This is a genomic window from Mesorhizobium sp. M0500, from assembly GCF_040321165.1.
Taxonomy (GTDB): Bacteria; Pseudomonadota; Alphaproteobacteria; order Rhizobiales; family Rhizobiaceae; genus Mesorhizobium.
On sequence record NZ_JAMYRB010000017.1, the window covers coordinates 24,080 to 48,375 of the forward strand.

The 24,296-nt window shown below is 58.4% G+C and carries 20 protein-coding genes, 3 pseudogenes and 1 riboswitch; of the genes and pseudogenes, 16 read left to right on the top strand and 7 right to left on the bottom strand.

The annotated features are described in order from the left end of the window. Window positions 1-169 precede the first annotated feature (169 nt). The 5 genes and pseudogenes from NKI70_RS24360 to NKI70_RS24380 all read left to right on the top strand — a co-directional run bounded on the left by NKI70_RS24360 (window position 170) and on the right by NKI70_RS24380 (window position 5,329). The gene (locus NKI70_RS24360; protein WP_023679692.1) at window positions 170-1,315 is read left to right on the top strand and encodes a porin; all 1,146 of its coding nucleotides are present in this window, start codon (window positions 170-172) and stop codon (window positions 1,313-1,315) included. A 14-nt stretch (window positions 1,316-1,329) separates the two neighbouring features. After that, a pseudogene (locus tag NKI70_RS24365) lies at window positions 1,330-1,539 on the top strand (bifunctional hydroxymethylpyrimidine kinase/phosphomethylpyrimidine kinase); the annotation flags it as partial. 402 nt (window positions 1,540-1,941) lie between these two features. After that, window positions 1,942-3,474, top strand: a complete 1,533-nt coding sequence (locus NKI70_RS24370) for a Fic family protein (protein ID WP_352724974.1) — start codon at window positions 1,942-1,944, stop codon at window positions 3,472-3,474. Between the two features lie 319 nt (window positions 3,475-3,793). Beyond that, a complete protein-coding gene (locus tag NKI70_RS24375; protein WP_352724975.1) occupies window positions 3,794-4,390 on the top strand; it encodes a hypothetical protein in 597 nt (198 codons plus the stop codon). A gap of 234 nt (window positions 4,391-4,624) precedes the next feature. Continuing rightward, complete coding sequence (locus NKI70_RS24380) at window positions 4,625-5,329, top strand: hypothetical protein (RefSeq protein WP_352724976.1); 705 nt, start codon at window positions 4,625-4,627, stop codon at window positions 5,327-5,329. Here NKI70_RS24380 and NKI70_RS24385 read toward each other — a convergent pair. Further along, on the bottom strand, window positions 5,326-5,448 hold the full coding sequence (locus tag NKI70_RS24385; RefSeq protein ID WP_352724977.1) for a hypothetical protein: 123 nt from the start codon (window positions 5,446-5,448) through the stop codon (window positions 5,326-5,328). The genes NKI70_RS24380 and NKI70_RS24385 overlap by 4 nt on opposite strands. 621 nt (window positions 5,449-6,069) lie before the next feature. Next, window positions 6,070-6,360: a hypothetical protein gene (locus NKI70_RS24390; RefSeq protein WP_352724978.1), complete on the bottom strand. Its 291-nt coding sequence runs from the start codon at window positions 6,358-6,360 to the stop codon at window positions 6,070-6,072. On the opposite strand from NKI70_RS24390, the pseudogene glyA reads away from it, so the two are divergent. The 3 genes and pseudogenes from glyA (at window position 6,359) to NKI70_RS24405 (ending at window position 10,027) form a co-directional block, all read left to right on the top strand. Beyond that, window positions 6,359-7,697, top strand: a pseudogene (glyA, locus tag NKI70_RS24395) (serine hydroxymethyltransferase). The gene NKI70_RS24390 and the pseudogene glyA overlap by 2 nt on opposite strands. Before the next feature lie 52 nt (window positions 7,698-7,749). After that, window positions 7,750-8,925 carry a methionine adenosyltransferase gene (gene metK / locus NKI70_RS24400; protein ID WP_352542141.1) on the top strand — a complete coding sequence of 392 codons (1,176 nt, stop codon included), beginning with the start codon at window positions 7,750-7,752 and terminating at the stop codon, window positions 8,923-8,925. A gap of 109 nt (window positions 8,926-9,034) precedes the next feature. Then, window positions 9,035-10,027, top strand: coding sequence for an adenosine kinase (locus NKI70_RS24405; RefSeq protein WP_352724979.1), 993 nt, complete (start codon window positions 9,035-9,037; stop codon window positions 10,025-10,027). A 32-nt stretch (window positions 10,028-10,059) separates the two neighbouring features. On the opposite strand, the gene NKI70_RS24410 is transcribed toward NKI70_RS24405, so the two are convergent. Further along, window positions 10,060-10,737 carry a transposase gene (locus tag NKI70_RS24410; protein ID WP_352724980.1) on the bottom strand — a complete coding sequence of 226 codons (678 nt, stop codon included), beginning with the start codon at window positions 10,735-10,737 and terminating at the stop codon, window positions 10,060-10,062. 286 nt (window positions 10,738-11,023) lie between these two features. On the opposite strand from NKI70_RS24410, the gene NKI70_RS24415 reads away from it, so the two are divergent. Together NKI70_RS24415 and metE are read left to right on the top strand one after the other, a co-directional pair. Then, the gene (locus NKI70_RS24415) at window positions 11,024-12,652 is read left to right on the top strand and encodes an MFS transporter (RefSeq protein WP_352724981.1); all 1,629 of its coding nucleotides are present in this window, start codon (window positions 11,024-11,026) and stop codon (window positions 12,650-12,652) included. Window positions 12,653-13,149: 497 nt separating this feature from the next. After that, window positions 13,150-13,350: riboswitch (cobalamin riboswitch) on the top strand. 95 nt (window positions 13,351-13,445) lie between these two features. Further along, complete coding sequence (gene metE, locus NKI70_RS24420) at window positions 13,446-15,797, top strand: 5-methyltetrahydropteroyltriglutamate--homocysteine S-methyltransferase (protein ID WP_352725031.1); 2,352 nt, start codon at window positions 13,446-13,448, stop codon at window positions 15,795-15,797. A 351-nt stretch (window positions 15,798-16,148) separates the two neighbouring features. Here metE and NKI70_RS24425 read toward each other — a convergent pair whose 3' ends face one another. Beyond that, complete coding sequence (locus NKI70_RS24425) at window positions 16,149-16,739, bottom strand: hypothetical protein (protein ID WP_352724982.1); 591 nt, start codon at window positions 16,737-16,739, stop codon at window positions 16,149-16,151. Window positions 16,740-16,854: 115 nt separating this feature from the next. Between NKI70_RS24425 and NKI70_RS24430 the strand changes: the two are divergent. The 3 genes and pseudogenes from NKI70_RS24430 (at window position 16,855) to NKI70_RS24440 (ending at window position 19,423) form a co-directional block, all read left to right on the top strand. Beyond that, window positions 16,855-18,192 (top strand): annotated as a pseudogene (locus tag NKI70_RS24430) (IS1380 family transposase). 261 nt (window positions 18,193-18,453) lie between these two features. Further along, window positions 18,454-18,648: a hypothetical protein gene (locus NKI70_RS24435; RefSeq protein ID WP_352724983.1), complete on the top strand. Its 195-nt coding sequence runs from the start codon at window positions 18,454-18,456 to the stop codon at window positions 18,646-18,648. A 472-nt stretch (window positions 18,649-19,120) separates the two neighbouring features. Next, window positions 19,121-19,423, top strand: coding sequence for a hypothetical protein (locus NKI70_RS24440; RefSeq protein ID WP_352724984.1), 303 nt, complete (start codon window positions 19,121-19,123; stop codon window positions 19,421-19,423). Between the two features lie 552 nt (window positions 19,424-19,975). Here the strand turns inward: NKI70_RS24440 and NKI70_RS24445 are convergent. Beyond that, on the bottom strand, window positions 19,976-20,152 hold the full coding sequence (locus NKI70_RS24445) for a hypothetical protein (protein ID WP_352724985.1): 177 nt from the start codon (window positions 20,150-20,152) through the stop codon (window positions 19,976-19,978). 169 nt (window positions 20,153-20,321) lie between these two features. On the opposite strand from NKI70_RS24445, the gene NKI70_RS24450 reads away from it, so the two are divergent. Continuing rightward, a complete protein-coding gene (locus NKI70_RS24450; protein WP_352724986.1) occupies window positions 20,322-20,651 on the top strand; it encodes a helix-turn-helix domain-containing protein in 330 nt (109 codons plus the stop codon). A gap of 272 nt (window positions 20,652-20,923) precedes the next feature. Here the strand turns inward: NKI70_RS24450 and NKI70_RS24455 are convergent, their stop codons facing one another. Further along, window positions 20,924-21,979 (bottom strand): cytochrome-c peroxidase, encoded by a 1,056-nt coding sequence (locus NKI70_RS24455; protein WP_352725032.1) that lies wholly within the window; start codon window positions 21,977-21,979, stop codon window positions 20,924-20,926. A gap of 420 nt (window positions 21,980-22,399) precedes the next feature. On the opposite strand from NKI70_RS24455, the gene NKI70_RS24460 reads away from it, so the two are divergent. Continuing rightward, a complete protein-coding gene (locus tag NKI70_RS24460) occupies window positions 22,400-22,720 on the top strand; it encodes a hypothetical protein (RefSeq protein WP_352643307.1) in 321 nt (106 codons plus the stop codon). A 70-nt stretch (window positions 22,721-22,790) separates the two neighbouring features. Here the strand turns inward: NKI70_RS24460 and NKI70_RS24465 are convergent, their stop codons facing one another. Then, on the bottom strand, window positions 22,791-23,039 hold the full coding sequence (locus NKI70_RS24465; protein ID WP_352542153.1) for a DUF982 domain-containing protein: 249 nt from the start codon (window positions 23,037-23,039) through the stop codon (window positions 22,791-22,793). A gap of 612 nt (window positions 23,040-23,651) precedes the next feature. Between NKI70_RS24465 and NKI70_RS24470 the strand changes: the two genes are divergently transcribed. Further along, the gene (locus NKI70_RS24470; RefSeq protein ID WP_352724987.1) at window positions 23,652-24,122 is read left to right on the top strand and encodes a Ros/MucR family transcriptional regulator; all 471 of its coding nucleotides are present in this window, start codon (window positions 23,652-23,654) and stop codon (window positions 24,120-24,122) included. Window positions 24,123-24,296: the final 174 nt, after the last annotated feature.

Genomic DNA, 24,296 nt, shown 5'->3' on the forward strand with positions numbered 1-24,296 from the left:
ATAATTACGTTATCGGCAGCTAAAACCAAATATTTTACAACAATGACCAGAGTACATTCTAGTCCTTCCTTCAGGGCTTAGCTGACGGCCCAGCACAACTGCGCGCGTTTCCAAGTTGTTCTCAGAATCACTCGTGTCCATCACTTTATTATTAAAGCGGAGATCGACAATGACCATTAGGAGCCTCCTCCTCGGCTCAACTGCGGCACTGATTGCCGTTTCCAACGCTCGCGCCGTCACCACCGCCGCCGAGCCTGACCCGACTGAGTACGTCAAGATCTGCAACGTCTACGGCTCGGGCTACGTCTACATTTCAGGCACCGAGACCTGCCTGCGAATCGGCGGCTCTGTCCGTTACAACGTCGGATTGTTTGATCACGCAAGAACCTCGGATGTGAGGACTGGTGAGCATCAGGGCACATGGCAAAACAACACGCGCTTCACATTGAAAACTTGGACCGGCCAGGAGACCGAACTCGGCACGTTGAAGACCTACACCGAAACCCGCATGAACTTCGGCAACCGCCACACTTCGGTTTCGGACAGTTCTCGGTCCTATGCCTTCAACGGAGACAGCACCTTGACTTTCGCCTGGATTCAGCTTGGTGGCCTCCGAGTTGGTAAGGACTGGTCGGCCTTCGACATGTTTATTGGCGGCGCGGGTGACGTACTCAACCAGACGCCGGTTCCGTACGGCTCTTTCGATACCAATGTGGTTCAGTACTACTTCGACGCCGGGAACGGCTTTTCGGCCGTGGTTTCGCTCGAAGAAGGCTCGGGCGTGGTCGGCACAATCGACAGCTACGCACCGCACGTAGTCGGCGGCTTGAAATACACACATGGCTGGGGCGCGATCACCGGCGTTGCCGCTTATGATAGCAACTACGAATCGGTGGCCGCCAAGGTCCGTGTCGACATCAATGTCACCAACGAACTGTTGCTGTTCGGAATGCTCGGCTACGGTTCCAACGGCAAGCTCAACGACGACTCCACGAACGCCATCGACGCTCATGGTCGCGGCTTCTATAAGAGTTGGGGCGGGAACTGGGCTTTCTGGGCTGGCGCCACTTACAAACTCAACGAGACAACTTCGTTCAACCTTCAGCTCTCCGGTAATCAGCTCAAGAACCATGGTGTCGCTGCAAACGTCGCGTATGCGTTTCTTCCAGATTTCACAGTTACGGCGGAACTCGACTATGGCCGATACGGTAACTTCGCCGTCGGCAAGGTGGACGGCGCTTCCAACATGAATTGGACCAACGCCAACAAGAAGAGCAGTGTCGGCGGAATGCTGCGTTTCGAACGCTCATTCTAACGGATGAAAGGGCGCTGAGGCAGGCATCGCATGTACTTGTCGTCGGCGGATCGGACTCCAGTGGGGGTGCCGGAATCGCGCGCGATATCGAGACGCTCTCCTCCATGGGCGTGCGCAGCTGCCTTGCCGTCACTGCGGTGACGGTGCAAACACACGACAGCGTCACGGACATCCTTCATCTGCAACCCGGTCTGGTGGCCGATCAGATGCGTGCAGCGATCTCGCGGGCGTCGCGGCGTAGTGAGCGCGGGCGCGGCCGTGATGATCGTGGCGGGAGGGAGAGGTAAGGAGCGTCTTTCCTTTGAGAATTCGCGTTTACGGGTACCCACGATGCACAACGGGCGAGTTTTTCAAAGAGGCGCGTCCTCCTTCGAAGCGCTTCGGAGGGCCAGGCTCTAGGCTCGCCCCGAGCCCCTGCGTAGCCTGCGGGGGAGCTGGGTCTCGGCCCATCCGGGTAACGATCCTTCGCGCGGCTATGGAAACGATCGCATTTGCCGATTATCGTATAAAAAACTTGTTATCGCACGACTTAAAAAACTTGCAACTCCACAGCATCATTGACTTGTCGCCTATCAGCACTATATACTTGTAATCGCACAGCTCTAAAAACTTGCAAAGGCACGGCCATGGCCAAGCCCCATGAAAAAGTCGCTGAATCACTGGCCGTCCTCAAAGAGCTGCAGGAGGGTGGGCGGCGCATATTCAAGTCAGATGAGCTGACCCGCGTCCACCGTGAGCGGCTGCTGCAGAACGGGTTCCTGCGCGATGTTATCAAAGGCTGGCTCATGTCGACCGGCCCGCAGGCACAGCAGCAAGACACCACCCCCTGGTACGCGAGCTTCTGGGAGTTCTGCTCCCTTTACTGCAATGACCGGTTCGGCAAGGACTGGTTCCTGTCACCGGAGCAGTCGCTGCTTCTGCACGCGGAAGCGCCCACTATTCCGCCTCAGGTGGTGGTGAACACCCCCAAAGGCACGAATAACAAAATCGACCTGCTGTTCGGCACTTCGCTCTATGACCTCAAGGTCAAGGAGACGCCGGCCGAACTGACAGAGAAAAACGGCCTGCGCGTGTTCACTGTCGAGGCCGCCCTTACCCGGGTGCCGGAAGCGTTCTTCCAGCGCGCCCCTATCGAGATGCAGATCGCCATGGCGTCGGTGCGCGACGTATCAACCGTTCTGGCCCTGCTGCTTGATGGCGGCCATTCCGCCGTGGCGGGACGGCTTGCGGGGGCCTTCCGTCGCGTAGGACGCGACTCCTTTGCCGATGAAATCGTGCCCGCCTTCAAAGCCGCCGGCTATGACGTGCGCGAATCCGATCCGTTCGCGGGACAAATTGGAGTGACAACCATTGCGGCGGGCGTACCGCCGTTGGTCGCCCGCCTGCGCGCGATCTGGCAATCGCAGCGCGAAGCCATCATCGAGATATTCCCGAAGGCACCCGGACTGCCGTCCGACAAAGACGCCTATATGAAGTTCGTCGAGGATATCTACGAAAGCGACGCCTACCATTCGCTGTCGATAGAAGGGTACAGCGTCACCCCGGAACTCATCGACCGGGTGCGCGAGGGGAGCTGGAATCCGGAGATTGATGAAGAGGACCGCAAGAACCGGGATGCGCTTGCCGCGCGTGGCTACTACCTCGCATTCCAGAAGGTCAAAGACTCTGTTGCCGCGATCATCAACGGCAAGCCAGCCGGCGCGTTGACGCGGGACACTCACCGGGAGTGGTACCGGGAGCTGTTCGCGCCGTCAGTGACCGCCGGCATCCTCAAAGCCAGCGCGCTTGCGGGATATCGCAATCACCCTGTGTACCTGCGCGGCTCGCAGCACGTGCCGCCGCGTACCGAAGCGGTGGCCGATGGTATGAATGAGCTGTTCGACCTGCTGGAGTCGGAGAAGGAGGCCTCCGTGCGTGCCGTGCTGGGGCATTGGCTTGTGGGCTATGTGCACCCCTATCCGGACGGCAACGGACGAATGGCGCGGTTCCTCATGAACGCGATGCTGGCTTCAGGCGGTTACCCCTGGACAGTCGTCAGAGTCGATGACCGGAAGGCCTACCTCGCAGGGCTGGAGGAGGCGAGCGGCAATATGAATGTGAAAACGTTCGCCGCCTTTCTCGCCGAACGGGTGAAGTGGTCTATGGAGAAGGCGGCGTGAGGTCGGTGCTGTGCCATGTTTAACTTGCTTGTCTCGGGCCACGGCGAGTGGTGGGAAACACCGCCGTTCACGTCAACTATTGACCGGTTCAAGGAATATAGCGGCGCCGAGGCCGAGGCTATCGACCTCGCGCGCCCTGAAACATTGCGCCGGCTGGAGGAAATCCCGGCGCTGTTGATGTACGAAGTCGGGGCGGGAGGCCCGCACGCGCGCGCGTGTCCGGAACGGCCGCGTACGCAATATCGTTCGGCGCGGACACGAACTGGCCTTCACCTTCGAGCCCTATCCGGAACATGCCTTTCTCGACCGGTCAGCGGTGTTGAGAACTGCGGACCGGCTGGGCATTCAACAGTTCGAACAGCACCGTACGCACTGGGCAATCAAGGATGGTGACATTCCGGCCGAGCTGATTGCCACCGGCACCGCTGAACGGGCGCAGCGCACCGTTGCCGTGGTTGCGGCAGAATATGTAGAAGCGCGCCGCGAGGGACGAAGGAGAGAAGCTGCCGAACTGGCCGAAGAACTGGAGGATTTTCCTCCCTCGCTGGAGAAAGCACTGTCGCTCGTGCCGGCGCGTATCCTTCAGCAGCCGACACCCGAATTATACCCGATCCTTGGGATAGAGCCCCGCACGCCCGAAGGCCGCAACGCCGTCGTGGCCGTCGTCGCAAGGGATCACAATCGGCAGGACTTGCCTGCCGACTGGTCTTATTCGCTGGCGTGGTTCCTGGACCTTTACGGCAGCGCGACGGAAGCGGGGCGCCTTGACGGCGCGCTGGCCGAATGCGCAACGCATATGATCGCGCTCGGCACCGGCGAGGGAGAAGCCGCCGCCCCGGTTGAAGATATCGCTACGCACTCTGGCGCTGGTCGCGAAGCCCGAAACTTATCGGCGATCTGCGCCGGGAATCGCTGAGATAGCGCAGGAGGTTTTGTCGCTTACCAAAATCAACCGGAACTCGACCCAGATCAACCAGAAGCTTCCCATTCCCATTCTAGCAGCCAGAAGAGTGGGTGAGCTTTTGAAATATCTATCCGAGGAATCGATAAGCTCAGACTATCGCAAGCATACATAGCTTTTTCTGTTATAGGGTTAGCTCGGCTGCAGGAAAAGAGCCCCGGATAAACTTCAGCACGAAAGCAGAATTGAATGAAGGTGGGCTACACCGAGTTCTCATTTGGGTATGCCTTCACGGAAAACCTTATCCGGTCATCGTCAGCCGCACCTGTAGGCGCGCCGGTCTTTCCAAACCTCATACAGGAGGGGCATTCTGGCTTTGACATCCGCATCAATTTCGGGGTTCCGCTGTTTTTCCAGTACAAGCTTCCGGAGCTGATGAAGCGAGGAACTGCCTTTGAGATTGCGAGCGGACATTGTCCCGGTTTGTCGATACCATTTTTTCGGATTGCGATTATGCGCAGGGATGTGTCGCGTCAGCATGAACTGCTTCTTCGGCTTGAGGCGCGCTATCCGTCAAACGTCTTCTATGCGGCTCCTTGTATTGCAAACATCAGCGATTTCGACCGCTCTTATAATGGAGCAACCGTAGCACGGCAGTCCATTTTCGTCTCACCAGGGGATATTGGGCCCTTGCCAGACGACAAAGCGCACAGCCTTGCGCAAACCTGGACTGGCAACTGGATATTTTTGCTCGAACCCAAGCCACCAAAGTTCGAACATTTGATGATCTCGCTGCGCTCTTTAAGGAGCAGTTCGCCGAGAAGCGTTTTGCGGAAGTCGGCGAGGCGGCGCGTGAGATGCGCGAAAACGTACTTGAGCTTGCTTCGCCGTCAATGCGGCAAGCCGAACAGCTCATTGCTGAACGGGTCGGCGCGATACGCATTCAGATTCTAGACGGCGCAGCCAGACCGCCCGAGGAAGAGCGCGCAGGCACTGACATTCTCGTAGCGCGGGAAATTGCGCGTGTCGATCTTGGCGTCGACCTGCTGGTGGCCCAACCACGCTAACGACATCATACCTCGCTGATTAGCCCAGCTTTTGTCTAGAGGCCACAGTTATGAGACTACGAACTACTTGGCCGGGAAGAAGATCGGATTGAAAGCGAACCTTCCTTGTCATCTTTGCATCACGGTCAGTCTGCACGAGATTGACCGCTGCAAGCCGGGAGCAAGACCGGGCTGCGCAAACGTTGCAACAGATCCTTCAAGGAAATTCATAGACTCTTAGCAACTCCGGTTCGCTGTGAATGGTAGGCTTATTGCAACGTTTGAGTCAGTGGGGTTCGAACCGTGGCTTCTTCTCCGACCCGCCGAACTGCGTGCAATTTCGGCTAAAGGCAATGGCAAGAAGAGCGTCCATCTTGTTTGTTCGACACAGCCATATCGGCTCAAAACAGTATCTTCACGGCCACCGAGATTGTCCGGTCGGTGGACAAGCAACCATATTATTTGGTTCGAAAGTTGCAACATCTGTGGAGAACGCGAAATGACAAATTCAGTAGGACGAGTGCCCAGGCTTTCCAAGTGGCTTGGTCCTGACCAATGCTGACACTGGTCAGTCGCCTACGGACGGCGCATTTAGATCGCCTTCGAATTTTAGGCCTTTGCGCGCACGCGGACCTAATTGTCTGCCAGCTAGCGGAGATTCTGGGTCTGCGTCGTGAGCACGTTGTACGACACGTCCGGCTGCTGGCCAGAGCCGACTTTTTTTACTGCAACGAACAACGCCCGTGGTGCTCGTACCATCTCAAAGCAGCAGGTAAGGACGGCGGGCTGGTTCAGTTGTTGGTTGATCTCCTGCCGCACGGCGATGGCTATCACAAACGAGACCTTCAATGGCTCGAAGCGACACAAGACGCGCCGTTGAAGGGGATCGCATGCTTGACCGTGAAATAGATCAGTCCAATTGGAGCGCGAAACCACCATGGACAACTCCGCCGACGGCGCCATCGCGCCGCGCGACACTTACGGACGGTCTCGCTTGGCGGCGGTTGATTGCCGCGTTCACGAACTGCTTCTAAGACAGGAGCGGCAGGAGCGGACGACGCTCAAACTGATCGCATCTGAGAACTTTGCCTCCTCGGCCGTGCTGGAAGCGACCGGTTCGATTTTCACGAACAAGTACGCCGAGGGGTACCCCGCTGCGCGCTACTACGCGGGAAACGAGATCGTTGATGAGCTTGAAACCCTCGCCATTGAGCGCTTGAAAACATTATTTGGCAGCGAACACGCCAACGTCCAGCCTTATTCCGGCTCGCCGGCCAATCAGGCTGTCTACCGCGCGCTTTTGAGCCCCGGTGACAAGATCATGGGCTTGCCCCTTCCGGAAGTGGGCCATCTGACTCATGGTTGGGCCATCAACTTTTCCGGGACTGACTATCAACGCGTCCCTTATGGGCTGCACGACAAGACGCAGCAAATTGACTATGACCGCTTGCACGAGACAGCCAAGCGGGAATGGCCGCGGCTCATTTGGGTCGGCGCGACTGCTTATCCGCGTGTCTTTGACTACGCGGCAATGGCAGAAATCGCTCTGGAAGCGAACTCCTATCTCGTGGCCGACATCGCGCACATCAGTGGCCTGATTGTCGCTGGAGAGCATCCGAATCCCGTACCCCATTGCGACGTCGTCAGCAGCACGTCTCACAAGTCGATCCGCGGTCCCCGCGGTGGCTTCATTTTGTCAAGGAATGAAGATCGTTATCAAGCGCAGTATCATTCGAAGGGCAAATGCAATTTCGCCAGACGAATAGATCGCGCTGTCTTACCTCAACTGCAAGGCGGCCCCCATATGAATGTTATCGCGGCGCTAGCTGTCGCTTTGAGGGAAGCCGCAGACCCGTCCTTCCGCAGTTACGGCCAACAGATTGTCAAAAATGCCAAGGCTCTGGCCCACGCGCTTCTGGACCGAGGTTATGACCTGGTCACCGGGGGCACTGACAATCACATGCTAATCCTTGATCTTCGCGATCGACCACTATCAGGCAATGCCTATGCCGAGCGGTTAGCGAAGGCAGGCATCATTACGAACTTTAATATGGTGCCGGGGGACCCGCGCCATCCTGAGGTCACAAGCGGAATTCGCCTGGGGGCGCCAGCAGTGACGTCAATGGGCTTGCGCGATGTGGAAACCGTGCAAATTGCTGGCTTCATGGACTCCGTCCTCCGGCGAGCCAGAAGACGAAGATCTCCATGCCTGCGTGCGAAGAGACGTTGCCGACTTGTGCGCTGCGTTCGAGGTCCCGGGCCTCACCGACAGGTAAGGTGGGCTGCAAAATGCCCCATACAACTCCAACACCCGAAGCGAGGCATTTCATGGCTAGGCAGTTCGTGTTCTCTTCCGAATCGGTTGGCGCGGGACACCCGGATAAGTTGGCCGACAACATCTCGGATGCCATCCTCGATGCCATCCTCCGCACCGATCCCAAGGCGCGCGTCGCCTGTGAAGCGTTGGTAAAATCAGGGATGGTCGTTCTGGCTGGCGAGATTACCAGCGATGCGCAGGTGGATTATAGCCAAGTTGCGCGCGATACGATTCTCGATATTGGATACGACAACGAGGCCGTCGGCTTTGACGGCCGGCGTTGCTCCGTCGTTCATGCACTCACCGAGCAGTCGCCCGACATCAGCCAGGGCGTTGACGAGGGACGAGGGCAGGACCTCCAACAGGGAGCGGGAGATCAGGGCCTCATGTTCGGCTACGCATGCCGCGAAACCGATACTCTGATGCCTTTGCCGATCCAGCTCGCTCATCGCTTGACGAAACAACAGGCAGATGTCCGGAAAGCACGACAGCTTGGCTGGTTGCGTCCTGACATGAAATCCCAAGTCTCAGTGCGCTATGAGGGGTTGCGCCCGGTCGCCCTGGATACCATCGTCGTATCGACCCAACATGACGAGCAGGTCTCGCAAGAGACGGTCCGCGAGGGCGTCATTGAGGAAATCATAAAGCCTGTCCTGCCGACCCACCTGGAGACGGAAGGCATCAGAATTCTGGTCAACCCGACGGGGAGGTTCGTAGTCGGCGGGCCGCGCGGCGACTGCGGTCTCACTGGACGCAAGATCATCGTCGATTCCTATGGTGGGATGGGTCGTCACGGCGGCGGCGCCTTTTCGGGCAAGGACCCGTCCAAGGTTGACCGCTCAGCTGCCTATGCGGCCCGGTATGTCGCAAAGAATATCGTCGCTAGCGGACTTGCGGACGTCTGCGAGGTGCAGCTTGCTTACGCAATCGGCGTGGCCAGTCCGGTTTCTGTCATGGTCAACACGTTCGGAACAGCGAGGGTTGAGGAAAGAAGGATCGAGCGCCTCATTCTTGAGTTGTTCGATCTCAGACCGAAGGGCATTATCAAGATGCTTGATCTCTTACGCCCTATATACCGCAAGACCGCGACCTATGGCCATTTCGGCCGTGAAGAGCCTGATTTCACCTGGGAGAAGACAGACAGGGCCGACGAATTGCGTCGCGAGGCAGGACTTGCCGCCCCGTGAGGGCTGGCGCCGAACGGATTGGCAAGCGCAAAGCCCATTCCCACTGGCCAGACCCGCCCGCGCCCGGCGTGACAGAAAGCCGGTGGTTTTTTGGCGGAGACATGAATTGATGCCGGACTATGACGTGCTTTGTATCGGAAATGCCATCGTCGACATCATCGCCCAGTGCGATGAGGCGTTCCTGGAGACCAACGGCATCATCAAGGGCGCGATGAATTTGATCGACACGAGGCGCGCCGAACTGCTCTACAGCCGCATGGGCCCGGCCATTGAAGCCTCGGGCGGCAGCGCCGGCAACACGGCGGCGGGCGTGGCCTCCTTCGGCGGTCGCGCCGCTTTCTTCGGCAAGGTCTCCAACGACGCGCTCGGCGAAATCTACGCGCATGACATCCATGCCCAGGGCGTCGCCTTCGACACCAGGCCGCTTAACGGCGAACCTCCGACAGGGCGCTCGATGATCTTCGTCACGCCCGACGGCGAGCGCTCGATGAACACCTATATCGGCGCCTGCGTCGAGCTCGGGCCGGAGGACGTCGAGGCCGACAAGGCCTCGGGCGCCGCGGTCACCTATTTCGAGGGTTATCTGTGGGACCCGCCGCGCGCCAAGGAGGCGATCAGGCAGACGGCTAAGCTCGCCCACGCCGCCGGGCGCGAAGTGTCGATGACATTGTCGGATTCGTTCTGCGTCGACCGCTACCGCGACGAATTCCTCGATCTGATGCGCTCCGGCACCGTCGACATCGTCTTTGCCAACAGCCACGAGATCAAGTCGCTCTACCAGACCGCGTCATTCGACGAGGCGCTGGCGCGGATCCGCAAGGACTGCAAGATCGCCGCCGTCACCCGCTCGGAAAAGGGCTCGGTGATCGTGCGCGGCGACGAGACCGTGACCATCGAGGCGACCAGGATCCGCGAGCTGGTCGACACCACCGGCGCCGGCGACCTCTATGCCGCAGGCTTCCTCTACGGCTACACGCAAGGCCGCAGCCTGAAGCAGTGCGGCGACCTCGGCTCGCTGGCAGCCGGGCTGGTCATCCAGCAGATCGGCCCAAGGCCACGGCAGAATCTGCGCCGAGAGGCGGAGCAGGTGGGATTGCTGTAGGTGGCGAGCCAAGAACCAGCTGCCCAGCCTCCTTAATCCAGCCCGAGCCTTTTCTTCAGTTCCGCATTCTCCTTGCGGAGACGATCGGCAAGCAGGCTCTTTAGCCGCTTGTTTTCTTCCTCGAGCGCGACGAGATCCTTCAGCCCGTCACTGTCCGCCGCCGGCGCCGCCGCCTTCTTCCAAAGATAATATGTCTGTTCCGAGATGCCGGCTTGCTTCACCGCGCTCTTGAGAGTAGCGCCGCCGCCGATCGAGGTCTCGATCTGCGCCAGCTTCTGGGCACGATCCTTCGCGGAGTAGCTCTTTCGGCCTGTTCGCGCTGACGGCGGTGCTTCAGTGGTCGCGGATATCGGCTTGGCGCCCTCCTTGCGGGCAGGCGCGCTCGCCTCAGCTTCTGGCTTCCTCGACCGCCGCGCTCTCGTCTTCGGTTTTGGCGTTTCCGCTTTGTCTGCCGGTGCGCTAGGAACTACTGCTGACTCGGTTTCCAGGGGATTGGCCATGAAATGCTCCACTCGCGGTTTGTGCAAAGGTTCAGCATCAAGGGCCACTACAGTAGAGTCAACAAGCTGACGATTTAACGGCTCGACTTCCTTTGTTGTCTCGGCCATCGCGGCGGCGATGTCGAAATTGCCCCAGATGGAACGTGCGGATTTTTGATAAATGCGCTTTTGTTTGACTTCCACGGTGAATGGTCGCGTCTGCCGCCTCATAGTTCCTTCCTGAATAGAAGAATGAAGTCGCCGCTCGAATTTTTGGCGCTTCCTGCTTAGCGCGGAGCATTATCGTATAGCCGCTCAACGGGCAAGTGATGCCGGTCTTCGATGGCTGACCCATCTGGGGAGATTTGAGCGGCTTCGCGCGTCCTGCGCATGCCTGTAAGGCCGCCAAGTTTTCTGGGTTAGCAGGCGCGCCACTGTGGCAGCTTGGCTTGTACGGCGAGGCCATGGTTGAGTGAGGCGAACCAAAGCCCCGCGCTCGATCCCGAAGCTTCCCACAATGGCGAAGAGAACATCTTCACTCGTTCCTTTTCAGCACAAGACCTTCCGTTCGCTATGGTCGGCTGCACTCGTTTCGAACCTTGGCACCCTGGTGGAAGGTGTGGCGGCGGCTTGGCTGATGACGAGCATCGCCACCTCCCATGGAATGGTGGCGCTCGTCCAGTCATCGACCACCCTCCCCTACATGATCTTCTCGCTCGCGGCGGGAGCGCTCGCGGACAACTTTGACCGTCGCCGGATCATGTTGACTGCGCAACTGCTGATGGTCTGCGTATCCGCCTTCCTGGCGTTCCTGACCTATGCGGGGGAAATGACACCCTGGGCCCTTCTGGGTCTCACCTTCCTGATCGGCTGTGGTTGGGCATTGCACGATCCCTCTTGGCAAGCCTCGATGGGGGATATCCTGCCTCGCGAACACCTGCCTAGCGCGGTTGCGCTCAACGGCATGAGCTACAATCTCATGCGCAGCATCGGGCCGGCGATTGGCGGCATAATCGTGGCCACAGCCGGTGCGGCCTTCGCGTTCCTCTTCAACGTCTTTTGCTACTTCGCTCTGATCGCTGCGCTGTTGCGGTGGAAAGCCGTACGGGCACGACAAGCGCTGCCGCGGGAGGCTTTCGGCAGTGCGATGGCGGCGGGCTTCCGTTACGTGCTCTTGTCGCCGAACCTTCTCAAGGTGATGTGCCGGAGTTTCATTTTCGGCCTCACCGCCGTTGTCATTTTGGCTCTCCTGCCGTTGGTTGCTCGCGAACAGGTCAAAGGGACCGCGGTCACCTACGGCGTGATGCTTGGCTTCTTCGGCCTGGGAGCGATTTGCGGCGCGCTCCTCATCGGGCGGGTCCGAGAAGTTCTCTCCAACGAATGGGTCATTCGCGGAGCGTTCTTTATATTGGCGATCAGCTGCTTCTTTCTGGCATGGAGCGAGCACGTTTGGCTGAGCTGTCTGCTCCTCATGCCAGCCGGTGCGGCCTGGATTCAATCATTCTCGCTATTTAACGTCACAGTGCAGCTTTCGGCACCGCGGTGGGTGGTTGGACGCGCCCTGTCTCTCTATCAGACGGCCACATACGGCGGCATGGCGGCGGGAAGCTGGCTTTGGGGCGAACTGGCGGACGTCCAAGGTGTTTCGGGAGCCTTCCTCGTCGCCAGCGTGGTTCTTGTGATTGGTGGACTGATGGGGATCGTTCTGCGTCAGCCGGATTTCGAAACGCTCAATCTGGATCCGACCAACAAGTTCAGCGAACCGACGCTGCAACTTGACCTTCGGCCACGAAGCGGTCCGATCATGGTGATGGTCGATTATCGTATCGATCAGAGAGATGTCCCAGAATTTCTCAGTGTGATGACATCGTGGCGAAAAGCGCGGCTGCGAGATGGCGCCAGACAATGGGCGTTGCTGCGTGACCTGGAAAAGCCCGAACTATGGACCGAGTGCTATCATGTGCCAACCTGGGTCGAGTATGTTCGCCACAACAACAGGCAGACCCAGGATGACGCCGAAATCGTTGCGCGCCTGGAAGCGCTGCACCGTGGCGATTGCCCGCCCAAGACGCATCACAAGATCGAACGCCAAACCGTGCGCGTGCACGACGATTTGCCGCTCAGGCCTCATTTGGACAGGACTTGAGCTGGCCCGGTGGTTTGAGCCGGGTTACCTTGAGCCGGTGGGCTGCGAACAAGCAATTCGAGACGTCGGCCTCGATCCTCCGCAACACGCCGCTGCGCCGGGCCTCGGGTGCTCCCCTCGAAATCGTTGTGTCGTATCACCGAGGGCATCACGGCCAACACCTTCCACATGGGCAACAGCCTCGCCATTGAGTCGAATGTGGTCGCGAGCAGATCACCAAAGAAGCGGTCGGAACCTCGGAGCCGAAGTTCGACGCCGAGGTGGCGTTCGCATGATGAGGGAAGCAGCACCACGGCACTTGCCGGTATGTTTGCCGCCGGCAGCCGACGAACTCCTATCCTCCTGGACCGCTGTGCATCATTGCTTTGATTTACCGGCCGCTCAAGGCTTCCACAGTTTTCGCTTTCGAGGCGACCTTTGGGGACATGCCAACGGAAATTTAATATAACGACATAAACATTTCTTTATGCGGCGTTGACAAAGAAGCGAACTGCTGTGATTGTCTCCCGTGTCGTGGTTCTCCGTACGGCGCTGCCGCAGCGGAGCTAAGAGGGAAGCCGGTGCGATGCCGGCGCTGCCCCCGCAACTGTTAGCGGCAAGCCAACCCCACTCATGTCACTGAGGCGAATAGCCTTGGGAAGACGGGTAGAGGCTATGACCCCGCGAGCCAGGAGACCTGCCACGGCGAATTACGTCCACGGGCGGGGTGTCTCGGTGGCCGCTGCAGCCTGGCGTTCGTGCCGGCCTGCTAGCGCCTTCCTTGTCACCGACGCCCCAACCATCGGGGTATGGCATGACTGTCTCTCAGCAAATTCCTGTAGCAACGCTCGGCGTGCCGCGCTTCGGTCGTCGGCGAGAACTGAAATTCGCGCTTGAAAGCTACTGGTCCGGAAAATCTTCCGCCGCCGACCTTCTCACGACGGCGAAGGCGCTCCGTGCCGCTAGCTGGGAGGAGCAGCACGATCGCGGCGTGTCGAAAATCCCGTCGAACGACTTCTCGCTTTACGACCATGTGCTCGACACCGCAGCCATGGTCGGCGCCGTTCCATCCCGTTACGGCTGGAATGGCGGCGAGGTCCCACTTGACATCTACTTCGCAATGGCGCGCGGCAACCAGGGTCAGACGGAGGATTGTGGACACGTTGGCCACCAGCAGGCGGCTCATCGGCCTGATGTAACCGCGATGGAAATGACCAAGTGGTTTGACACCAACTATCACTACATTGTGCCGGAACTCGACGATGATCAGACGTTCGCCCTCTCGTCGACGAAACCGGTCGACTACTTCCTCGAGGCTAAAGCTCTCGGCATTCACACACGCCCAGTCATCCTTGGACCGATCACCTTCCTCAAGCTGGCGAAATCGCCTGCCGAAGGATTCGATCCCATCGCGCTCCTGCCGCGGCTGCTGCCCGTCTACGAGCAACTCCTGCAGAGGCTGAAGCTGTCGGGAGCCGACTGGGTGCAGATCGATGAGCCAGCGCTTGTCCTCGATCTGAACCCGAACGAACGAGCTGCGTTCGAATTCGCCTATGGCCAGCTGTCAAAAGCCGCGCCCGAGTTGAAGATCATGCTGGCTACCTATTTCGGGCCGCTGGGAGACAATCTCGAAACCGCAGTTTCTTTGCCCCTGGCCGGGCTGCATATTGATCTCGTGCGCGCTCCCGAGCAGCTGGAAATGGTGGGTCGGCTCGCTCCGAAGGATCTGGTGCTCTCGCTTGGCCTGATCGATGGCCGCAACGTCTGGCGTGCGAACCTGCCCGCCATTCTCGACCGCATCAAACCGATCGTCGCCGGCTGGCCCTTGGACCGCGTCGAGATCGCGCCTTCTTGCTCGATGCTGCATGTGCCGATCGACCTGCGCATGGAGACGGAACTCGAGGCGGACATCAGGTCGTGGCTCGCCTTCGCGGCCCAGAAGACCGACGAGCTGGTCTTGCTGGCCCGGGCCCTGTCCCAAGGCAGGGATGCGGTGGCAGGCGCGTTGAAAGCGTCTGCCGAGGCTGCCGCCACTCGCGCGACATCCACGAAGATCCATGACCCACTTGTTGAGGGGCGGATCGCCAGCATTGACGACAGCATGAAGCGACGAGAGAGCGCTTTTGCCAAGCGCTCCAGAGTCCACGCCGGCACGCTCGGGCTGCCGCCGTTCCCGACGACGACCATCGGATCCCTCCCGCAGACGCCGCAGGTACGCAGGGCGCGGGCCGCTCATGCGAAGGGCCAGCTGAGCTATGTCGACTACGAGACCTTCCTGAAGAAGGAGATCGAGGCTGCAATTCGCTGGCAGGAAGAGATCGGGCTGGACGTGCTGGTGCACGGTGAGTTCGAACGAAACGACATGGTACAGCATTTCGGCGAGCAGCTGTCCGGCTTCGCCTTCACCCAGCATGCCTGGGTGCAGAGCTATGGGTCGCGTTACGTGCGCCCCCCCATCATCTTCGGCGACGTATCGAGGCCCAATCCGATGACGCTGCGCTGGTGGCAATTCGCCCAGTCGCTTACGGAATACCCTGTGAAGGGAATGCTCACAGGCCCAGTGACCATTCTCAACTGGTCTTTTGTTCGCGACGACGTACCCCGCTCCGAGGCATGCCGCCAGATCGCGCTTGCCATCCGCGACGAAGTGACGGATCTCGAATGGTCCGGCGCAAGGATGATCCAGATCGATGAGGCCGCGTTTCGCGAAGGATTGCCACTGCGCCAGTCTGATTGGAACGACTATCTCGACTGGGCTGTCGAATGCTTCCGGATCGCTTCAACGGGTGTAAAGGACGCGACTCAAATCCATACCCACATGTGCTATTCGGAGTTCAACGAGATCATCGACGCGATCGCTGAAATGGATGCGGATGTCATTTCGATTGAGACGTCGCGCTCGAAGATGGAACTGCTGGACGCCTTCACGAGCTCCAAATATCCGAACGAAATCGGTCCCGGGGTCTATGACATTCACTCACCACGCGTCCCGGAAGTCGGCGAGATTTCGGACCTCGTCATGCTTGCCCGCGAGCGACTGTCGGATGCCCAACTGTGGGTAAACCCGGACTGTGGCCTCAAAACACGCAAATGGGAGGAGGTCCGCCCTGCCCTCATGAACATGGTCGCTGCAGCACGTGCGCTCCGGGAGAAAGTGCAGGCCTGAGGCTTCCTGCTTCCTCATCATGTGGTGAGTTACCGGTTGCCGCATGTCGGCCGTAAAAGTGCAAAACGCGATCACATCCCTTGAAATAAGTCGCTCGAGCGAAAGTGTGCAATTTCCTTCGCCACGTGTCCTAATCGCGCAGGAATATGAATGTGGACAATACGACATGGATTACTCAGTCTAGCTCTGGACTCCTTGGAAAGGCTGGACTCCTTGAGCCACAAGGGGTTCAGACTTCCAAGGGAACTCAACTGGCGGTATTGCTTAAGCAGCGCGCAGCCCCTGCCGCGATCTGCGCAATCAGATTCCACGTCGACTAAATGGTAGAATATTTTTTAGAAAAGCGCCTCGCTATGATTGAGGCAGGCGCTTCTGTTTTGCATGAACCTGAGGGGGAGGCACCCACAGAGCGTCAGGCAAGAGCAGTTTGTTTGGGGTTGTCAGAGGTCCAGAAATTGTGTTGTCTTCAATGACACAACAAAGAAGCCAAAGGTTGGTATCGAGCAGCCATATTTCATGCGCAACTCGTCTGAGAGTGGTCAAATCGCTCTTGAAGGCCAATGGATCGATTGCGTCAGCTTTCTTGCTCCTGCGCGCTAGGATGTATTCTCCGTCAAATTTGCCAACCATCCAAGCATGAGCAACCGTGTTTCGATTTTGCCGGTTGATGTCATATGCATCTAACGCATTGAGGATCAGTGCAGTACCGTCCGTGTGGAATGAGCGGCTTGCCAAAATCGCTTTGATGCGGGTGCAGATGGCGACATCGCCGAGATCGTAAACGAGTGCCCACGCTTCTTTGTCTGCAATGCCGGAGACCTTGCAAAACAGTAAAAAAAGCCAGAATTCACACTGATTCCATCGAAGCGTTATGACGCCAATGGCGTGCAATCGCTCGGGCGACAGTGGAGAGTTCTCGGCAATCCAAGGATCTGAGTTCATGTCAGCTAACCTGAAAAATTCACGGTGGGTTGGCGGATGTGGTTCAAGCCGTTGAAATGACGTAGGATTTGGTTGCTAAGGCCGATCCGAATCATTTCCGGAGACCACACCCGCCATGAATGATCTTACGCTGCCGCTGAGCGGCTTGTCATCTGTCGGCGGCAAGTCCGTTCGCCCGTTTCGACGGCGGCATGCTGTCGTCGGACATTGGCGTTCTGGCTCTAGCAGAGGTGGAGAAACGACTGCGGGTGGCCGACCGTCTGGCGCGCTGCATCGATGATCCACGCAGCCCGGACCAGGTCATCCACCACTTTGCAGATATGATCGGCTTCCGCATGAAGATGATCGCCGCCGGTTACGAGGATGGCAACGACGCCAACCGGCTGCGTTCCGACCCGGTGTTCAAGATGGCCCAGGATGCGCCCCCTTCGGGTCGGGATCTGGCGTCGCAATCGACGATGTGTCGGCTGGAGAACCTACCCGATGTGCGCTCGCTGCTCGCCATGGGCCAGACGATGGTCGACCTCTACTGCGCCTCCTTCCGGCAGATTCCGAAGCGGATCGTGCTCGACATCGACGACACGTTTGACGCCGTGCACGGCAACCAGCAGCTCCGCCTCTTCAATGCCCATCACGACGAGTACGGCTTCCAGCCGATCGTTGTGTTCGATGGCGACGGCCGGTTCATGGCTGCTGTCCTGCGACCGGCCAAGCGGCCAAGTGGGGCTGAGATCCGCGCTCACCTGCGCCGCCTGGTGCGGGCGATCCGGAGCAACTGGCCGAACATCCGGATCCTGATCCGGGCCGACGGTCACTATTGCAGCCCGCAGATCATCGACTGGTGCCGCGCCAACGATGTCGACTTCATCCTCGGCGTTCCGCCCACCACGACCCTGCGCAAGCATGTCGCGGACCTGGAAGCCCGCACGACGGCGCGCTTTGAAGCGTCACCGAAGACGAACAAGGTCCGCAGGTTCAAGGAGTTCCTGGATGGGGCCGCCAGCTGGAGCCGCGTCGAGCGCATCATAGCGCGGGTCGAGGTCGGTGCCCAAGGTGCTGACACCCGCTTCATCGTCACCAACCTCGCCGGTGGAAGGGCCAAGGCGCTCTACGAGGATGTCTACTGCCGGCGCGGAGCGGCCGAGAACCACATCAAGTCCTGGAAGACCCATCTCGCCGCCGACCGAACGTCCTGCACAAGAGCGACGGCCAACCAGTTCCGGCTGTTCCTGCATGCCGGCGCCTACTGGCTCATGTGGGGCCTGCGCGCTGCGAGCCGAAACGCTCCAGCTTTGCCGTCGCGCAATTCGACACGCTGCGTTTGCGCCTCATCAAGATCGCTGCGCGGGTGGTCGAGATGAAGACGCAAATCCGCCTGCACCTGCCGACATCCTGCCCCGACCAACGCATCCTGCGCATCGTCCTCGATCGTATTCCGCGGCTCGCGACATAATCATTGGGCGCAGACGCCCCGAAACGAACCCGCCGACCGCAACCTGCAAACCCCACCTGCCATCACGACGGATCACCGCCGGCGCCTGACGAGGTTCGCGGAAAAGCGCCCAACAGCGGCCACATCGCCGCTTCAGGCCGCCAAAACCTCATCGCCGTGCATCAAGGCGGCTAAATGACCAGTTTGAATCCGGCGCAATTATGTGTTTCGACATCGGCGCGAACTCCGATATGCCTACCGGGAACCATAGGAGGAAGTGCAGTGTTTTTCCATGACGATGCCGAGATTGAGGAAGTGGTCAAAACAACCGTGGACGTGCTCAAAGGAGCGGCTCGTCAAATCGGGAAGGCTGATCGGGGTATCAGTACAGAGCAAATTGCGCGAATAGAGGAAGCCTTCCAACAATTACACAGCACGCTCGACTTCAAGAAAAAATTAACGCCAATCGAGCCTTAGAGATTGGTACCGCCAGCTCCCACGAAATGACGGCACCAAGAAGGGTCATCAACAAGCGCCTCCTTCTCTCACGAATAATTAGCATTGTCAATATACGCGCGGCTCAAGTTAGAAACGCTGAGACCTAAGCCCGATCTATACAGCGGATTCTGCGAGGGTAACTACTTGTATCTTTCTGCGCTCATTCTGAGAGGTGGTTACACTCTGTTTTCCGGCTGCGTATTGCCCGGTCCGATAGACGAGCACTGCCAGCGTTTAGTATAGCTTTTTTAAGCACCTTTTTAGCAATCTCGGCTGACCTTTCTGATCTTAAACTCTCGGTAAGGCCAATTTCATATCCCGGCTTCTGCAATGGGCAGTAAGACTTGGGGTGTTGAATATGAGAACTATTAATCTATTGGCCGTTGGGTCAGTATGCGCCGTCGCCGGTTGTCAAACGGCCACCTACACGCAATACATGCCGGGACCGCCGTTGGAATATGCGCAAGCCAAGTGCAATATGCTCGCACCAAGCGTCGATCAAGGATTTATCGCAATGGGGTCGCCGAGCTATGTTGCTGGCGCAGCTTTAGGCAATGCCCTAGATAATGCCATTGCTGAACAGCAATTCATCAAGAACTGCATGATATTGCAGGGTTGGCGACAGGATGCCCCCGGTGCAAAGAAGTCTTCAACGTCGCTGGCATCAACGCAACTACCGCACCAACGAACAGCAAAAAAGCGGCCAACCGCGCAAGAGCTTGGCATCCCGGGGCAAGTCGTGGCGGGACAGTGAATACACAGGGATGCGGGACGGCCTCACCTTGTTAGTCGCGCCGAGGCAACGCTATTCGACAAGGGCTGCGACGTTAACGCTCTAACGGACAACCGCGTCGATCCCTATCAGAATGCGAGGCCATGGACTGGATTCAGGTGGTACGGAGCGTGGGTAGTCAGGTGGTCCGGAGTCATTCAAAAGCCATTGATTTTATTTATATTTAATTCGCTTTGATATCGGCTCCTTCGGAAAATACAGGCCCCGCCGCTTCGTACACGCGTCGTTTCTTAAAGTACATTGCTTGTCGCGTTCGCTCTGGTGGCGATAATATATTGTGCTGCGCGTCTGTCCGCTTCCCCAGTCGATTAGCGCAGACTACGGCCGAGGTGGCAGGATTCGGGTGGTGCCAGCGTCCCGCCAATTCGGAGATCGGTTAGGCCTTGACCCTCGCCAGCACCCGACTTAGCTTCTATAAGCAACTTGCGTAGCGATCTGGTGTGCAGCCCGATGACATCGAACTCATCCTGTACGCGGATATTTCGGAGGACCCATGCCTCCTCTTTGACGTGATCACGCCCGATGGCGTGCTTCAGCTCTTGGGAAACGTGGAGATAGCCAGTAACCAATCTTGTCGTCCGTGACCTGCATATTGGGGGCGATGCCGAGGTCCAGTGAGGATGGTCCAAATTGCGCAAGCTCGGTCGAGTGATCGCGGAGAAGCTTAATGTCGACTACATCGAAATTCATGGAGCGGTTCGGACAACGGGTGCGAACCCGGGACGTCGTTCCGGTGTCGTCAGGCTCTCCCGTCCGACTGAGCCTCAGTTGTCTTCACGGCGCGAATACTCCTGAGGCCGCCCGGATTCTCGTTAAGAGACAGCTGCCGCTCAGGACGGCCCACGCGATACTCACGGAGATGGTCGATCACGGCAAAGCGTTCGTGACGGTTCCTTGCGTCGACGACCTATTGGCACTGAGGAATGAACTGTCGTCCGCAGGCGTGATCGCGAAGGTTCATGCGCCGCGGCCGATAAGTGTTCGCGAAGTCCGGGATCGCACGAAGCTCTCTCAGGAGGCATTCTCGGTGAGGTATGGCCTCGATCTGGCAACGCTTCGAAACTGGGAGCAAGGTCGCTCGAAACCGGATGTAGCGGCGAATACTCTCCTTTGGACCATCGCCCGGAATCCGGAAGCAGTCGAAGAATCGCTGGACATGGAGGACGGAGTGGCTACCCCATCGCCCTAAGGGGGGCCGGTCACTCCGGCGCGCGGCTATTCGGCCGCCATGGCCGGCCGCCGCGCGGTATCGACAGCGCGCGAGCCTCATGCGTCAGACACCTTCCTTGGCATGTCGCACGCCAGATCCCAAACATGATTCCATCGCAACGAGCTGGTGACGGAAGCAGTGTCTGCACTTTGGAAACGAGCCATTTGCGTTCTCATGGACGTCGCGATCGTCTCGTCCCAGTAAAAGTCGCAATCATTGTCAATTGCGATGTTCCGCAGTCAGCTGGCCGTTTATTTTCCTAAGATCTGCATTATAGGCCGGGGTGTTGTCGCCGTTTCGGCGGGTAAGATGGGATAGGCGACCTCGGGTGCCTTTCCGGTCAGCGAGTTGAGGAAGGCAACAAGCAGGTCGACTTCTTCGTCCGCCAGTACCACGCCAAGCTGGGTGGTTCCCATGATGGCAACGGCCTGTTTCAGATCCCAAACCTTGCCCGAATGAAAGTATGGCGCGGTGAGTGCAACGTTGCGCAGCGGCGCCACGCGGAAAACATAGGAATCGTCGGCTGCATTGGTGACCGCAAATCGGCCTTTGTCTTTTTCCGGCAGGACCTCGGCGCTGGGCTGTTCCACGAGGCCGAATGGGTAATAGGCTTCCCCACCAACGTTGATGCCGGCATGGCAGGACGAGCAGCCTTTGTCCATGAAAAGCGCCAGGCCCTGTTTCTGTTCGGAAGTCATGGCAAGCTCATCACCATTCAGGAAGCTGTCGAAGGGGGCCGGCGTGACCAGTGTCGCCTCGAAGGCTTCGATTGCCTTGGCGAAGTTGTCGAAGGTGACCCGATCGGCTTCAGCCGGAAAAGCTGCATCGAACCACTCGACATATTGCGGCATGGACTTGAGCGTGGCGACGACTTGGCCCGGTGTATTGGCCATTTCGATGCCGGCTTGGACCGGTCCCTTCGCCTGAGCCTTCAGGTCTGCGGCACGACCATCCCAGAACTGGGCGATGTTGAAGACGGCGTTCAGTACAGTCGGCGCGTTGCGCTGTCCCTTCTGCCAACCATGGCCGATCGAGGTTTCGTGATTGTCGTCGCCGCCGGTGGCCAGGTTGTGGCACGAGTTGCACGACAAGACGCCTGACGCAGAAACGCGTGGATCGAAGAACAGTGCCTTGCCGAGAGCGATCTTTTCCGGGGTGATCGGGTTGTTGGCGACTGCCGGCGTGGTGGGTGGCAAAGCCTTGAAAGTGGCCATTGCCGTTTCTCTGAGGTCTGCGGGGATCGAATCCGCAGCAAAGGCGGTGGCTGTCAGCAAGGGGACAGCCATCGTACTGAATAGGATTTTCATAAATGATCTCGCTGCGTCGTGCACGCAGCCACTCTGGGATATGCGGCTCATGAACGCCCTGCGCTAGATCAGTTGCGGGAGAGGACCGGGTGGTCTGACACCTGTTTTCGCGGCAGAGCTGGGACCCTCTTGGAAGTGATCGCTCTTCTCGATTGGACTTCAGGGAGGAGGAGGAGGATCCCTGCTCGGCAACCTTCGGCGCCGGAGCCGTGCTCCGGTTCTCTGCGCCTTCTACCAAGAAGAAATCGGGTCCGCCGCCGTGTCAGATTTCGGTTCGGGGCCGGTGATCTGTTCCGCTGCAGGTCCTGCTCGACTTCCGCCTGCCTTCGCCAGATCGACGTGGGCCCAAATCGATCCGCGATAGTGTCTTGTAGCACCTTTGCGGGACAATCTTATTTCGACTGTAGAGGACCGTTTCGGGTGAGCGAAATTAAACGAAATTTCAAAGGGCGCCCGAGTAGCTGTTTTGATTGGCTTGTGACGCCTATAGCCTCCATCGAGCGAATATTGGCAGACGACGGAGCACAATTTTGGCCTCGTTTATCAGCTTCAATGGGACAACTGCTTTGCGATAATAACAGGGCAATTTACCGTCATGAATTTGAGAGGACCAAGTCCCACCCAGTGATTTTCACACCGGAAGCGTTGCAGTCCTGTCGCGAGAAGCTGATTTACAAATACAACAAGATGATTAACATCGCCATAGCGCGCAAAATATTGTTTGTTTATACCACGCTCTAGATGCCGGCGAAATCTGGATACAATAACCTCGTCGGCGTACCCGCTCCAGCCTCACACACGACTGCGACGCCTATACTTGCGCTTTTCCACTGTCCGACATGCAGGCAGCGAGCCATTGCATCGCGGAGGTTGCATCTTCCAATATGACGACCTGTTTCGCAAAGCGGAAAAAACTCTTGCGCGCTGCGCTCGCAGGTTTTCGTCCGTTGTATGCATCAAAGCACGCCCTGAGGGCGGCTTCGTGGATCCGGTCTCTGCGATCTTCTGGCCATTCGTTGAGAAAATCGATAGCATCCGCAGGACGGGCAATCTCTTGCACGATGTGCGCTGCACGCCTTACGAAAGTGGGCTGCTGAAAGTTCCTGAGCTCATTCGTTCCTCCCGACCTGCTGAACCGCTAGTTTGCGTGAACAGGCGCCTCCTCTAGACCCGCCCACCATTGCGGAATGTGTTGTCACAGCGATAGCGGTTCAATAGCAAAGCAGCGGCGTGATGTCCTCGGTTTACCAGCGGTCCAATCCCTAACATCCTGCTGCGAGAGCGGCTCACCGGATGAATCTACATCGTTTCGACCATTGCGAATCAACGCTTGATAGTTCCTCCACGCGCCACCAGGAAGCGGCCACTGCTCTGCCACCGACTTCACAGCCAAAGAGAGGATGGCGAACAGAAACAGCCCGCTTCGTTTCGAGATTACTGGTCGTCTGGCGCAAAGCTTACGGCCGAGACGCGCCTGAAAATGCGCAAGCACCGCGGCAGGTCGCCAACAACGGAACGCATCAACGGTCATGACGGCGCGATACCGCGCTATAGATCTCGCTGCTGGACGAGCATCGCAATAATCCTGTCGAGACCTTGGTTGCTTTCAGCGGCGACCGCCACTATGAAGCGACGCTTCGCCGACTGTGTTTCACGCCGCCTGGAGAGTTTCATGACAGAAGAAGCCGAAAAAAACATCGACACCCTCATCGAGCTCACGGCCGATGTCGTCTCAGCCTATGTCTCCAACAATCCGATCCCGGTGGGGGATCTCCCTGCCCTCATCGGCCAAGTGCACGCGGCTCTGAAAGGGACGGCGGAAGGTGTCTCTGCAAAAGAGCCGGTTGCCCTTACGCCTGCAGTCCCGATCAGGAAGTCGGTGACACCGGACTACATCATCTCCCTTGAAGACGGGAAGAAATTCAAATCGCTAAAGCGCCATCTGTCGACCCACTATGGGCTGACGCCGGATGAATATCGGGCCAAATGGGGCCTGCCGGCAGATTATCCCATGGTCGCGCCGAATTACGCTGCGGCGCGCTCGTCATTGGCCAAGACGATGGGGCTCGGCCGCAAACCGAAAGCGCCGGAAGCGCCGGAGCCGGCGCCGACGAAGCGGACCCGCAAGAAGGTCGCGGCTTGATTTCGGCAATCGAGATTCGTTCTGGAGCGTTGCAGCCATCGGCTTAATCTGCGCGTCATATAAAAAGGCGGGGCCAACCCCGCCTTCCTTTCAAACAGCCTTGTTTCATGAGGAATTCAATTCGCCACGCCTTGCAGCGATCTGCTGCCCCGGCCTTGCAGTTGAGCCACGTTC